The sequence below is a fragment of the Microvirga sp. Mcv34 genome (assembly GCF_024519725.1).
Lineage (GTDB): Bacteria > Pseudomonadota > Alphaproteobacteria > Rhizobiales > Beijerinckiaceae > Microvirga.
On record NZ_JALJRK010000028.1, the window covers coordinates 23,438 to 35,929 of the forward strand.

The 12,492-nt window shown below is 63.9% G+C and carries 13 protein-coding genes; 8 read left to right on the forward strand and 5 right to left on the reverse strand.

Annotated features, from left to right (window positions below):
• Positions 1-11 precede the first annotated feature (11 nt).
• Entirely contained in the window at positions 12-386 is a 375-nt protein-coding gene (locus OC446_RS15890; protein ID WP_262029992.1) for a hypothetical protein, read from the reverse strand.
• Positions 387-890: 504 nt separating this feature from the next.
• Between OC446_RS15890 and OC446_RS15895 the strand changes: the two genes are divergently transcribed.
• Together OC446_RS15895 and OC446_RS15900 are read left to right on the forward strand one after the other, a co-directional pair.
• Complete coding sequence (locus OC446_RS15895) at positions 891-1,082, forward strand: hypothetical protein (RefSeq protein WP_262029993.1); 192 nt, start codon at positions 891-893, stop codon at positions 1,080-1,082.
• Positions 1,083-1,438: 356 nt separating this feature from the next.
• Positions 1,439-1,849, forward strand: a complete 411-nt coding sequence (locus OC446_RS15900; protein WP_262029994.1) for a hypothetical protein — start codon at positions 1,439-1,441, stop codon at positions 1,847-1,849.
• A gap of 78 nt (positions 1,850-1,927) precedes the next feature.
• Here OC446_RS15900 and OC446_RS15905 read toward each other — a convergent pair whose 3' ends face one another.
• From OC446_RS15905 to argH, 4 genes are all read right to left on the reverse strand, one after another.
• A complete protein-coding gene (locus OC446_RS15905) occupies positions 1,928-2,974 on the reverse strand; it encodes an AraC family transcriptional regulator (protein WP_262029995.1) in 1,047 nt (348 codons plus the stop codon).
• Between the two features lie 483 nt (positions 2,975-3,457).
• Entirely contained in the window at positions 3,458-3,724 is a 267-nt protein-coding gene (locus OC446_RS15910) for a DUF1150 domain-containing protein (protein WP_262029996.1), read from the reverse strand.
• Positions 3,725-3,749: 25 nt separating this feature from the next.
• Positions 3,750-4,184: an Hsp20 family protein gene (locus OC446_RS15915; RefSeq protein ID WP_262029997.1), complete on the reverse strand. Its 435-nt coding sequence runs from the start codon at positions 4,182-4,184 to the stop codon at positions 3,750-3,752.
• 169 nt (positions 4,185-4,353) lie between these two features.
• Positions 4,354-5,718 (reverse strand): argininosuccinate lyase, encoded by a 1,365-nt coding sequence (gene argH / locus OC446_RS15920; protein WP_262030032.1) that lies wholly within the window; start codon positions 5,716-5,718, stop codon positions 4,354-4,356.
• Between the two features lie 230 nt (positions 5,719-5,948).
• On the opposite strand from argH, the gene OC446_RS15925 reads away from it, so the two are divergent.
• From OC446_RS15925 to OC446_RS15950, 6 genes are read left to right on the forward strand one after another with little or no spacing between them, the layout of a single operon-like run.
• Positions 5,949-7,544 (forward strand): ABC transporter substrate-binding protein, encoded by a 1,596-nt coding sequence (locus tag OC446_RS15925; RefSeq protein WP_262029998.1) that lies wholly within the window; start codon positions 5,949-5,951, stop codon positions 7,542-7,544.
• Between the two features lie 7 nt (positions 7,545-7,551).
• Positions 7,552-8,610, forward strand: coding sequence for an ABC transporter permease (locus OC446_RS15930; protein ID WP_410055082.1), 1,059 nt, complete (start codon positions 7,552-7,554; stop codon positions 8,608-8,610).
• Positions 8,610-9,545, forward strand: a complete 936-nt coding sequence (locus tag OC446_RS15935) for an ABC transporter permease (RefSeq protein WP_262029999.1) — start codon at positions 8,610-8,612, stop codon at positions 9,543-9,545. Before OC446_RS15930 ends, OC446_RS15935 begins: the two co-directional genes overlap by 1 nt.
• Positions 9,542-10,378, forward strand: a complete 837-nt coding sequence (locus OC446_RS15940; protein WP_262030000.1) for an ABC transporter ATP-binding protein — start codon at positions 9,542-9,544, stop codon at positions 10,376-10,378. The genes OC446_RS15935 and OC446_RS15940 overlap by 4 nt, the downstream gene beginning before the upstream one ends.
• Before the next feature lie 29 nt (positions 10,379-10,407).
• Positions 10,408-11,187: an ABC transporter ATP-binding protein gene (locus OC446_RS15945; RefSeq protein WP_262030001.1), complete on the forward strand. Its 780-nt coding sequence runs from the start codon at positions 10,408-10,410 to the stop codon at positions 11,185-11,187.
• A gap of 37 nt (positions 11,188-11,224) precedes the next feature.
• Positions 11,225-12,298 (forward strand): dipeptidase, encoded by a 1,074-nt coding sequence (locus tag OC446_RS15950; protein WP_262030002.1) that lies wholly within the window; start codon positions 11,225-11,227, stop codon positions 12,296-12,298.
• The last annotated feature ends 194 nt before the right edge of the window (positions 12,299-12,492 follow it).

The window sequence follows — 12,492 nt, forward strand, 5'->3', positions numbered from 1 at the left end:
CTCGAGCAGGATCACTGAGGCGGCTGAGCGGGCGCCGAGGGGTTTCTCGTTGCCGCTCCTGGCTGGGACTGCATTCGGTCGAACAATCGCAGGGCCGCGTCGACGCAGACTTGCGTGGATTCGCGATTGCCGCAAACGACCCGAAGTTGGGTATCGCCGTTGCGCAGGAAGAAGTGGGAGCCGTGCGCGTCGCGGCTGTTCCGATCCTCCTCGTCGTCGTCGCGCATGATCGCGCCGCGACGGCGATCCCTGTCGCGGTCCCATCCATCGTGTCTGTCACGCCAGACGCCGCGGCCGGAATCGTCCCGATCCCGCGATATTTCCTGACTCATGGCGCCTGTCGTTGCAAAAACGAGACCGACCGCCAGAAGGAAAGCATGGTTCATCGCAACCTCCACGAATGGATGTGAACAGGTCACGGGTCTCTTGGTTCCTGACGCTCTCCCATAAAGGACGCGTCGCACATCCGTCCCTATTCACTGGACCTGCGGCTAACGCCGTTCCATCCGCACGGTTGTCGAAAGTCAATTCCGCTCTTCCCACATATGGCGATGTTCTACTCCTTTCCCGAAGATCGGCCTCTTGCTGCCGCGCCATCTCTAAGGCTGAGTTCGACCGAACGGACGTGCAGGAAGCGTCGCCATGAAGCCGCCTTTCGAGTCGCGGAACCCTGGCATCGCCTTCACGTTGGCCTCCTGTTCATGCTGCAATGGAGGCGATCATGAGATGCCAGTTCTGTCATCAGGACGTCGAGAACCCCTGCCATAACGTTCAAGAGATGCAGCAGCGCGCGCAAAGCCACGTGGAGCGTTGCGAACATGCTCTCCAGGATCAGAAGGGCATGAAAGCCGGCTCGCAGCGCAGCGATGTTCAAAGAAGCGGATGAGCTCATGTCCGACAAGACCGAGGACCGTGATCGGGGCTTGGCAGAGCGGAGCGTAAACACCAGCATCGTGCCGCCGACCGAGGATAATCCCGGCCATAGGATCCGGAACGACCGCTCCGCACCCGATCGACGCCTGGAGGAGAACGGTCAGCGCGAAGGCCTGGAGAGGACTGAGCGCGATCACGAAGTCCGATAACGACACGAAGCCTGGGAGCATCGCAATGGCACGAAAGGCCCGGATGAGACCATCCTGGAAGAAGGCGAAGAGCCAGAAGAAGGCGTCGGGTTCCCGCAAAGAACGGGTGACCCAGCGCAGCTAACCTCCATGAGGTTCGTCCTGACGGCCCGCCTTGGCGGGCCGTTTCTGCATGTCCCGTCTTTCCGGCTTGCGAGGGCTGGCACGCGACGATGTTTACGCGAATGTACGAAATAACGTATATAGGCGACATTCGTGCCGAATCATTGTTGTGATTTTTCACACATCGGACATTCTGCTCTCCGGTGTAGTGGAAACATAAGCAAACCAGCCGGGAATACTTTCAGGAGGACCTCATGACTGCATCGTCGCTCAGCTTCAAACTTGCCGTTCTCTTCGTCATCGCAGGAATGGCGATGGGAATCGGCATGGCCGCATCCCAGGACCACTCGATCATGCCCGCCCACGCACATCTCAATCTGCTCGGGTGGGTGTCGCTGTTCCTCTTCGGCATTTACTATGAGCGCCGTCCCGCCCTCGACAAGAGCCGGCTGGCCATGATCCAGGTTATTATCTGGTCGCTTGGGACCGTCGTGCTGACCGTCGCCGTCGCCGCTCTCCACCTCGGATACGCGGCTTTCGATCCGGTTGCCGCCATCGCATCGCTGATCGTGCTCGTCGCCATGGTCCTGTTCGCGTATTTCGTCTTCAAGCCGGCGCGCGACATCGCTTCGTCGCCGACGCCTCACCTGACGCCGGCCGAGTGATCGGCAGAGTGCCGGGGGGTACCCGCCGCCTCGGCACTCTGACGGCTCAAGCCGTCTGCCTAACATATGCAGTGATGCTCAACGCTTCTTGTTGAGCGTCTGGCTTGGCGTGACGCCGAAGACGCGGCGATAGGCCATACCGAACTCGCCCACATGCCTGAAACCGCAGGCCAACGCGATCTCCGTCACCGTCACCAGGGCCGGATCGGCCACTCGCAGCGCCTCGTGCGCCCGATGCAGCCGCACGGAGCGCAGGAACATCATCGGCGTGATGTGGCGAAAGTTCTGAAACCCCGTCTGCAGGCTGCGCGCGCTCACCCCCGCCTGCGCGGCGATGTCGGCAAGGGACAGGGCCTCGGCAAAGTGGGCCTCGATATAGGCCTCAGCCCGCCTGACATAGAATGGTACGGCCGCTGCCTGCGGGGCCAGAAGAGCCTCGCTGTATTCATGCCGCTGGGAGAGCAGGAAGCCGGTGAGCAGCTGCTGCTCGAACTGGCGCCAGGCCACCGGCGAGTGCCTGACGAAGGAGTACGGATCGGACAGCTCGGCCTCGGCATAGCTGAGCAGCCGCAGCCAGCTGCGGCCCGCGGCCGTGTCGAGATCGGCCGAGATCTCGAAGTCGACAAAGCCGGGAATGTCGTGACCCAGGAGCTTGGCACAGCATTCGGCAACCTTCAGGCGCTCTGTCATGAAGACTTTGACTTCCGTCGACTGGTCGAATCGTACGATCCGCTGCGGGCCGGACGGGAAAATGACGGCTTGGTCCATCGAGTGAGAGAATGTCCTGTCATTCAAGAGGACCTCTCCCGTTCCCGACGCCGCCATGACGAAGGCCATTCTGTCGTCTGCTTCTTCGGGCTCCAGGATGACGTCAAGCTCACGCCCGATACGCAATTGAAATATTCCGGAGACGCCATGCCCCCGGTATGCGAGCATTCCGTTGGCTCGATCGCCGGCCGCCGCGTTCGCAAACTTCTGCGGAGACACTTGCGCGTTGAGCACATTCTCCAGCTCATCGAGCCGCTTCGTGTGGAAGGTCTGGTCGATGATCAGGCTGGTGGTAGACGCCTGGAGCTGCACAGCCAAGCTCTCGCCTGACGGGTCGGCTGGAACGACAGCAGGCATCTCTGTGCTCATGGGCGAACCCGGCAGAGCGAGCCGTCGGAAGCTTGGTTGAGCCTGTGGCGGATCATCATGAAGGGTATGCCGCGCTGAATACTGTCTATCGGGAAAACCTGCTCATGAAGGCGAATACAAGTCGCGAAACGTTGTTTCTCGGAATCAATGAAAATATTCGCGCGTTCAGCTGCGCGAAGTACTGCACAACAACCTATAGTGGTGCCCCTCAAGTCCATTCGAGCTTGCTGCCGAACACGCCAGATCTCGCAATCTTAGAAGATCACCGGATTGTCCACAAGCAACACCTACGGCCAGAACCTTTGTACCGGTCATGCTCAGGATGGGAGGAAAGCCGGACCCGTGCTTTACTGGCGTGCCACTCCGGGGTTCGCACGGTGCGCTTCGGAAACCGGGCAAGGGGCCTGCCCCTTGCCCGGTTTCGGGACATCGAAGGTGCCTCTGGGGTGAGCCTATGCGATCCGGAGCACCTTAGTGAAGGCTGACCGTCGTCAGGTCGTGCGCCCACGCATTGGCGACAGCCGCGTCGTGGTTGTCGGTGAGCAGGATGGGCTCGCCGCTAGCGGACAGCAAAGCGAAAAGGCGCATGCCGGGCTGGAGCTTCGGCGCCTGCGGGAAGAGCCGCGCGACCTCGTCGGACTCGATCGGCTTCACGTAAGCCATCTGCCCCACGCCCAGGGTCGCCAGCTCGGCCACATCGAGGACCGGCTCGGAATGGTTCTTGATATCGAAGTTCATGGACATCTCCTTGATGCGGATGCCGTCACACCTTGTCCGACGCGATGATGTCGATCTTGCGGACGATCCGTTCCGGCTCGGGCCGGACGAGATCGATCGACAACAGACCGTTGGACAAGTCCGCGCCCATGACCTCCATGCCATCGACAAGGAGGAAGGTACGCTGGAACTGACGGGCGGCGATGCCGCGATGAAGGAAGTGCCTTGTCTTGTCGTCCGACTGGCGCCCACGGATGACGAGCTGGTTCTCCTCCAGGGTCACTTCCAGCTGGTCCCGGGTAAATCCGGCGACGGCCAGGGTGATGCGGAGGCGCTCGGGAGCGTGTTCGGTGCGAGCCAGCCGCTCGATATTGTAGGGCGGATAGCCGTCTCCTGCCGCCTTTGCGACACGGTCGAGCGCCTGCTCGATCTCATCGAAGCCTAACAGGAACGGATGCCCAAAGGGCGACTGACGCGACATGTTCGAAGCCCAAGGTTGGAGGCACTTCGGTGGTTTTGAGCCCGCTCATGCGGCACTCAAGTGGCCCCAGAAGGAGCCGCTGTCGGCAATATGGCGATGGCAGCCGGCCCTATCAAGGCCCTGGCTGCAAGGGCTGCCGGGGGCCGCAAGCGAGGGTTAACGGGACGGGTCAGACCCGCTCGCGCCACCAGGCGACCTGCTCGGCCACGCGCACGGGCGAGGTTCCGCCGAAGCTCGTGCGGGAGCGGACGGAGTTCTCTACGCCCAGAACGTCGTAGATGCCCTGGTGGATCTTGGGTTCGACGGCCTGCATCGCCTCCAGGGGAAGCTCCTCCAGGGTGCAGCCGCGCTTCTCCGCCTCCGAGACGATGCGGCCGGTGATATGGTGTGCATCGCGGAACGGGATGTTGAGGCTGCGCACGAGCCAGTCGGCGAGGTCCGTCGCGGTGGAGAAGCCGGCGCCGGCGACCGCCGCCATGCGCTCCGGAACGGGTTCCAGGTCCTGGATCATGCCAGTCATGGCCGCGAGCACGATCTCGATGGTGTCGGCCGCGTCGAAGAGCGGCTCCTTGTCCTCCTGCGTGTCCTTCGCATAGGCGAGTGGCAGACCCTTCATGACGGTGAGCAGCGACACCAGCGAGCCGACGACGCGGCCGCTCTTACCGCGCACCAGCTCGGCGGCATCCGGATTGCGCTTCTGCGGCATCATGCTGGAGCCTGTGGTCCAGCGGTCCGGGAGCTTCACAAAGCCGAAGGGGGCCGACATCCAGATGATGATCTCTTCCGCGAGCCGCGACAGGTGCATGGCGCAGATCGAGGCCGCCGCCATGAACTCGAGGAGGCTGTCCCGGTCGGACACGGTGTCGAGCGAATTGCGGGTCGGCCCATCGAAGCCGAGCGCCCGGGCGGTCATGTGCCGGTCGATGGGGAAGGATGTTCCGGCGAGCGCACCGGCACCCAGGGGGCACTCGTTCAGGCGCTTGCGGGAATCGCGGAAGCGACTGCGGTCGCGGCCGAACATTTCCACATAGGCCATGAGGTGATGGCCGAAGGTCACCGGCTGGGCGCTCTGGAGATGGGTGAAGCCCGGCATCACGGTGGCTGCATGGGCCTCGGCCTTGTCGAGGAGCGCCCGGATCAGGATGGTGAGCTGCTCGTCCGTCCGGTCATGCGCCTCGCGTACCCAAAGGCGGGTGTCGGTGGCGACTTGGTCGTTGCGGCTGCGGGCTGTATGCAGGCGGGCCGCCGGATCGCCGACGATCTCGCGAAGCCTGCTTTCCACGTTCATGTGGATGTCTTCGAGCGCCGTCGAGAAGGTGAAGGAGCCGGATTCGATCTCGCCCAGGACCCGCTGCAGCCCCTGATGGATCGCGTCCCGATCGCTCTCGGCGATGATCCCCTGTTTCGCCAGCATGGCACTGTGGGCGATGGAGCCCTGGATGTCCTGGGAAGCCAGTCGCTTGTCGAAGCCGATGGAGGCGTTGATCGCTTCCATGAGAGCGCTCGGCGAGGACGAGAACCGCCCGCCCCACATGGTATTGGCACCTGACTTTTTGGCTTCTTCAGACACGGTCGTTCATCCGATCAAGAGGGTCCGGGTGCCTTTGCCACAATTTGCCGTCTCAGGCCACCCTGCCCGGCCATTAAGCATCGTGCGCAATGTTTGCCAGTTTAAAACCAGTTGCTAGACTCGACAGCGCTTGTGTGATTTGCATTCATACTGGCGCAACAACAGGCGCTCTGAGCGCCGTAAGGGAATGGCCAATGAAGCGACTTCCGAAATTCCTCCTATCCGCAGCCATGGTTGCCGCGATGGCGACCTCCTTCTCCGCCGTGCAGGCGGCGACTCCGCCGGACACGCTGGTCCAGGCCTGGCAGAGCGACGACATCATCTCCCTCGACCCCGCCGAGGTGTTCGAGTTCAGCTCGTCCGAGATCATCGGCAACACCTATGAGCGCCTGATCGCCTATGACATCAAGGACGTGTCCAAGATCTACGGGCAGGTCGCCGAGTCCTGGACGATCTCCCCGGACGGCAAGACCTTCACGTTCAAGATCAAGCCGAACCGCAAGTTCGCTTCCGGCAACCCGATCACCGCCGAGGATGTGGTCTACTCCCTCCAGCGCGCCGTGGCGCTCGACAAGTCCCCCGCCTTCATCCTGGGCCAGTTCGGCCTGACGAAGGACGACATGAAGGACAAGATCAAGCAGACCGGCCCGCTTGAGATGACCTTCGAGGTCGACAAGCCTTACGCTCCGACCCTCGTGCTCTACTGCCTCGGCAACTCGGTGGCCTCCATCGTCGACAAGAAGCTGCTGACGCAGAACGAGAAGGACGGCGACTGGGGCTACAACTGGCTGAAGACCAAGTATGCCGGCTCGGGCCCCTACATCATGCGCGACTGGAAGGCCAACGAGGTTCTCGTTCTCGAGCGCAACCCGAACTACGAGCAGAAGACCCCGCTTGCCCGCGTGATCTTCCGCCACATCAAGGAGACCGCAAGCCAGCGCCTGCTCCTCGAGAAGGGCGACGTGGACGTGGCCCGTAACCTGAACCCCGAAGAGATCGCCGCGGTTGCCAAGAACCCGGATATCCAGATCCAGAGCGGTCCGAAGGGCACGGTCTATTATCTCGGCCTGAACCAGAAGAACCCGAACCTGGCCAAGCCGGAAGTCCGCCAGGCTCTGAAGTGGCTCGTCGACTATCAGGCGATCGCCGACACGATCATGAAGAGCAAGGGCGACGTTCATCAGAACTTCCTGCCCAAGGGCTTCCTCGGCGCCGAGACCAACAATCCCTACAAGCTCGACGTCGCCAAGGCGAAGGAGCTTCTCGCCAAGGCCGGCCTGAAGGACGGCTTCACCGTCACCATGGACACCCGCTCCACGGCGGATATCACCGGCATCGCCCAGGCCATGCAGGCGACCTTCGCGCAGGCCGGCATCAAGCTGGAAATCCTGCCGATGGATTCCAAGCAGGCCCTGACCAAGTACCGCGCCCGCCAGCACGACATCTATATCGGCAACTGGGGCTCGGATTATCAGGACCCGAACTCCAACGCCGACACCTTCGCGTCCAACGAGGACAACTCGGACAATGCGAAGGCGAAGCCGCTCGCATGGCGCAATGCCTGGGATCCGGGCCCGCTGACCGCCAAGACCCGCGCCGCCGTGATGGAGCGTGATGCCGAGAAGCGCGCGCAGATGTACAAGGAGCTGCAGAAGGCGGTTCTCGACGACGGCCCGTTCGTGATCTTCCTGCAGCAGACGGAAGTCGCGGCCGTGCGCAAGAACGTGCAGAACTTCATCCTCGGCCCGTCGTTCAGCGACAACGACGTGTCACAGACGAAGAAGAACTGACGCTTCGATGGTTTCAGCAGTCATGAGCCGGGGCGGAGGGCACGTCGGTGCCCTCCGCTCCTTCCTTAAGAAAGTCGCCCAGTTCGTCATCGTCCTGGCGACGACTCTCCTCGGCCTCGTCGCCGTCACCTTCTTCATCGGCCGGGTCGTTCCCATCGACCCCGTCATCGCCATCGTGGGCGACCGGGCACCGGCTCACGTCTACGAACGCGTCCGCCAGGAACTCGGCCTCGACCGGCCCCTGATCGAGCAGTTCGTCATCTATGTGAAGAAGGCCGCCACTGGCGATTTCGGCAATTCCGTTCTCACCACGAACCCGGTGATGACCGATATCATCAACGTGTTCCCGGCGACGCTGGAACTCGCGACGCTCGGCACGATCATCGGCGTCATCGTGGGGATCCCGCTCGGCGTTCTGGCGGCGGTCAAACGGGGCAGCCTCCTCGACCAGTTCGTGCGCGTCCTCGGCCTCGTCGGCTATTCGGTGCCGATCTTCTGGCTCGGCCTGATGGGACTGCTGCTGTTCTACGCGAAACTCGGCTGGGTCGCGGGCCCGGGCCGCATCGACGTGACCTATTCCTATCTTTATACCCCCGTCACCGGAATCGTGCTTCTCGACACGGCCATGCAGGGCCAGTGGGATGCGTTCTGGGACGCCGTCTCGCACGTGCTTCTGCCGGCCTGCCTGCTCGGCTATTTCTCGCTCGCCTATATCAGCCGCATGACGCGTTCCTTCATGCTCAACGAGCTGGCGCAGGAGTACGTGATCGCCGCGCGCGTGAAGGGCCTGTCCGAGCTACGCGTGATCTGGCGCCATGCGCTGCGCAACGCGGCCGTTCCCCTCATCACGGTGATCGCCCTGTCCTATGCCAACCTGCTCGAAGGGTCCGTGCTCACCGAGACGGTCTTCGCGTGGCCGGGGCTCGGCCAGTACATCACCAATTCCCTGCAGAACGCGGACATGAACGCGGTGCTCGGCGGAACCCTCGTGATCGGGACCGTTTTCGTGCTGCTCAACCTCGTGTCCGATCTGCTCTACCGCCTGCTCGATCCGAGGACCCGCTGATGGCCGGCTCTCCCGCTCTCTCCCCCTCGTCGACCGGCTGGCGGGCCTGGCTGCTCTCCCCGGAGCCGCATTCCCGCTGGCAGGCCCGCCTCGGCCGCTTCTATCTCGGCTGGCGCGCCTTCTCCCGCAACCCGCTCGCTGTGATCGGCCTCGGCATCGTCCTGCTGTTGATCCTGGTCGCGCTCTTCGCCGACGTCATCGCCCCCTATTCGCCGGTGGCCGGCGGGGACCTCCGCACGCAGCGCCTGCTGCCGCCGAGCGAGACCTTCTGGCTCGGTACGGACGACCAGGCGCGCGACATCTTCTCGCGCATCGTCTACGGCTCCCGCATCACGCTTTTCGTCGTGGTGCTGGTGGCCCTGATCGCCACGCCCATCGGTCTCCTGGTCGGTACCGTCGCGGGCTATCTCGGAGGCTGGGTCGACACGGTGCTGATGCGCATCACCGACATCTTCCTCGCCTTCCCGCGCCTCGTCCTGGCACTCGCCTTCGTGGCGGCGCTCGGCCCCGGCATCGAGAACGCCATCATCGCCATCGCCATCACCTCGTGGCCGCCTTACGCCCGCATCGCCCGAGCCGAGACCCTGATGGTCCGCAACAGCGATTTCATCGCCTCCGTGAAGCTGCAGGGCGCCTCCACGCCGCGCATCATTCTCGGCCATGTGGTGCCGCTCTGCGTCTCCTCGCTCATCGTGCGCGTGACGCTCGACATGGCAGGCATCATCCTGACCGCCGCGGGCCTCGGCTTCCTCGGCCTCGGCGCGCAGCCGCCGATGCCGGAATGGGGCGCGATGGTCGCCACGGGCCGCAACTATCTCATCGACCAATGGTGGGTCGCCGCCATGCCGGGCATCGCCATCTTCGTGGTGAGTCTCGGCTTCAACCTCTTGGGTGACGGCCTGCGTGACGTTCTCGATCCGAAGGCAGCCAAATGACCAAGCCGCTTCTCGACGTCGAAGACCTGCGCGTCCGCTTTCATCTGCGCACCGGCACCGTGGAAGCGGTGCGCGGCGTCACTTTACAGCTCGGCCGCGAGCGCCTCGGGATCGTGGGCGAGTCCGGCTCCGGCAAGTCGCAGACGGGGCGCGCCATCCTTGGGCTCACCCCGCCCCCGGGCGAGGTCACGGCCAAGCGCCTCGCCTTCGACGGCATCGACCTGCTCACCGCCTCGAAGCGGACGCTGCGCACCCTGCGTGGCGGACGCATCAGCATGGTGATGCAGGACCCGAAATACTCGCTGAACCCGGTCATGACCATCGGCGAGCAGATCATCGAAGCCTATCAGGCCCACGCCAAGGCCGGCCGCGGGGAAGCCCGCGACAAGGCGCTCGCCATGCTGGAAGCGGTGAAGATGCGCGATCCGGCCCGGGTGTTCTCGCTCTACCCGCACGAGGTATCGGGCGGCATGGGGCAGCGCGCCATGATCGCCATGATGCTCGTGACCGATCCCGACCTGCTCATCGCCGACGAGCCGACCTCGGCCCTCGACGTGACCGTGTCGATGGAGGTCCTGCGCATCCTCGACGAACTCGTCACCGAACGCGGCATGGGGCTCATCTTCATCTCGCACGACCTCAAGCTCGTCTCCTCCTTCTGCGACCGGGTGCTGGTGATGTATGCCGGCCGGGTGGTCGAGGAGCTGGAGGCGAAGAACCTGCGCGAGGCGAAGCATCCCTATACGCAGGGGCTCATGCGCTGCCTGCCGACCCTCGCGGACGACGTCCGCCCGCTTCCCACCCTGAACCGCGACCCCGCTTGGGCACTGTGACTTGGGCGCTGTGACAGGTGAAAGATCCGATGCTCGATATTCAGAAACTACAAGTCGTCTTCGGCACCGGCCGCCTCAGGGTCGATGCGGTCAAGGACGTGAGCTTCCATGTGGAGCCCGGCGAGGCCTACGGGCTCGTCGGTGAATCCGGCTCCGGCAAGTCGACGGTGCTGAGAGCCATCTGCGGCCTGGCGCCGATCACGAGCGGGCGCGTCCTCGTCGACGGAGCGGAGGTCACCACGCCGCGCTCAAAGGCGTTCTACCGGACGGTGCAGATGGTCTTCCAGGACCCCTACGCCTCGCTCCATCCGCGCCACACGGTCGACCGCACACTCTCTGAGCCGCTCGCCATTCATGGCGAGAAGGACACGGAGACACGCATCCTCCAGGCTCTGCGCGAGGTGGGCCTCGGCCCCTCCTTCCGCTTCCGCTACCCGCACCAGCTCTCGGGCGGCCAGCGCCAGCGTATCGCCATCGCCCGCGCGCTGATCCTGCGCCCGAAGGTCCTGCTCCTCGACGAGCCGACCTCGGCGCTCGACGCGTCCGTCCAGGCTGAAATCCTCAACCTGCTCGACGACCTGCGCCGTAAGATGGGGCTGACCTATATCCTGGTGAGCCATGACCTCGCCGTCGTGGCGCATCTGTGCGAGCGTCTCCTGGTCATGCGCCACGGCGAGGCCGTCGAGGAAACCACCTCCGCGGCTCTGCGCTCGGGCGCGGCCTCGAACGAGTATACCCAGTCCCTGATCCAGGCGAGCCAGGGCTTTACCCGAAACGCGAAACCGCCGCTCCAGTCTCTGGCTGGGTGAAACCGTTTCTTTCAATCCAACTGTTTGGCACGACACCATGTCCAGCTCCTCCCCGATGCCCGTCTTCGATGGCCATAACGACGTCCTCCTCCGCCTGATGCGCGGCAAGCTCCAGCCGGAGAAGGCTTTTCTGGAGGGCGACAATATCGGGCATCTCGATTGGCCCCGCATGAAGCAGGGCGGCCTCCTGGGCGGGTTCTTCGCCGTCTACGTGCCGTCGGAGAGCGACAGCACCGGCGTCGATGTGGACGCGCTCATGACGCAGTCGCGCTACGACGTGCCCCTGCCGTCGCAACTGGCGCTCGCGCCGAGCCAGCAGGTCACCGTGCACATGGCCTCGATCCTCATCCGCATCGAGCGCGCCTCGAAGGGCGAGGTGAAGATCTGCCGCACGGCCGCCGACATCCGCGAGTGCCTCGACAATGGCCGGCTCGCGGCCATCCTCCACATCGAGGGCGCGGAGGGCATCGACCCCGACCTGCACATGCTGGACGTGCTCTATGAGAGCGGGTTGCGCTCCATCGGCCCGGTCTGGAGCCGCCCCAACATCTTCGGTCACGGCGTGCCGTTCCGCTACCCCTCGACGCCGGATACCGGCCCCGGCCTGACGGATCGCGGCCTCGAGCTGGTGCGCGCCTGCAACCGCCTGAAGATCATGATCGACCTCTCGCACCTCAACGAGAAGGGGTTCTGGGACGTGGCGCGCCTTTCAGATGCGCCGCTCGTCGCCACCCACTCCAATGCGTGGGAGATCTGCCAGCACTCGCGCAACCTGACCGACAAGCAGCTCGCCGCCATCCGCGAGAGCCGCGGCATGGTCGGCGTGAACTTCGCCACCTCGTTCATCCGCCCCGACGGCCAGCGCAACGATGACACGCCGCTGGAGGAGATGATCCGCCACATGGATCACCTGATCGAGCATGTGGGCGTCGACGGCGTCGGCCTCGGGTCCGATTTCGACGGCGCCACCATTCCGGCCGCAATCGGCGACGCGCGCGGCCTGCCCCGCCTCGTCGACGCCATGCGCCGCCACGGCTACGACGAAGCGACCCTGCGCAAGCTCTGCCACGAGAACTGGGTGAACGTCCTGGAGCGCACCTGGGGGCGGTGAGGCTGTTGTCGCATGAGTAACGTTACTCCTCTCCTGAGCCACCACTCCCTGGTCGGGCGGTGGCGCTCGGAAGAAGATGATGGACGCTCAGAATACATTATCTCCGCAGCCCCTGGCGGGATCAGCGTAAGAGGCTGCGACTTCGTTGACGGCGAAGAATATATTATCTCCGACGTCCGTTGGACGGAGAACAG

What these genes read in the sequence shown, in the direction of transcription:
- OC446_RS15950 (WP_262030002.1), top strand. Translation starts at nt 11,225, where the DNA reads ATGTCCAGCTCCTCCCCGATGCCCGTCTTCGATGGCCATAACGACGTC.
- OC446_RS15935 (WP_262029999.1), top strand. Translation starts at nt 8,610, where the DNA reads ATGGCCGGCTCTCCCGCTCTCTCCCCCTCGTCGACCGGCTGGCGGGCC.
- OC446_RS15915 (WP_262029997.1), bottom strand. Translation starts at nt 4,184, where the DNA reads ATGTCGCGTCAGTCGCCCTTTGGGCATCCGTTCCTGTTAGGCTTCGAT.
- OC446_RS15925 (WP_262029998.1), top strand. Translation starts at nt 5,949, where the DNA reads ATGAAGCGACTTCCGAAATTCCTCCTATCCGCAGCCATGGTTGCCGCG.
- OC446_RS15890 (WP_262029992.1), bottom strand. Translation starts at nt 386, where the DNA reads ATGAACCATGCTTTCCTTCTGGCGGTCGGTCTCGTTTTTGCAACGACA.
- OC446_RS15940 (WP_262030000.1), top strand. Translation starts at nt 9,542, where the DNA reads ATGACCAAGCCGCTTCTCGACGTCGAAGACCTGCGCGTCCGCTTTCAT.
- OC446_RS15930 (WP_410055082.1), top strand. Translation starts at nt 7,552, where the DNA reads ATGGTTTCAGCAGTCATGAGCCGGGGCGGAGGGCACGTCGGTGCCCTC.
- argH (WP_262030032.1), bottom strand. Translation starts at nt 5,718, where the DNA reads ATGTGGGGCGGGCGGTTCTCGTCCTCGCCGAGCGCTCTCATGGAAGCG.
- OC446_RS15945 (WP_262030001.1), top strand. Translation starts at nt 10,408, where the DNA reads ATGCTCGATATTCAGAAACTACAAGTCGTCTTCGGCACCGGCCGCCTC.
- OC446_RS15900 (WP_262029994.1), top strand. Translation starts at nt 1,439, where the DNA reads ATGACTGCATCGTCGCTCAGCTTCAAACTTGCCGTTCTCTTCGTCATC.
- OC446_RS15905 (WP_262029995.1), bottom strand. Translation starts at nt 2,974, where the DNA reads ATGCCTGCTGTCGTTCCAGCCGACCCGTCAGGCGAGAGCTTGGCTGTG.
- OC446_RS15910 (WP_262029996.1), bottom strand. Translation starts at nt 3,724, where the DNA reads ATGAACTTCGATATCAAGAACCATTCCGAGCCGGTCCTCGATGTGGCC.
- OC446_RS15895 (WP_262029993.1), top strand. Translation starts at nt 891, where the DNA reads ATGTCCGACAAGACCGAGGACCGTGATCGGGGCTTGGCAGAGCGGAGC.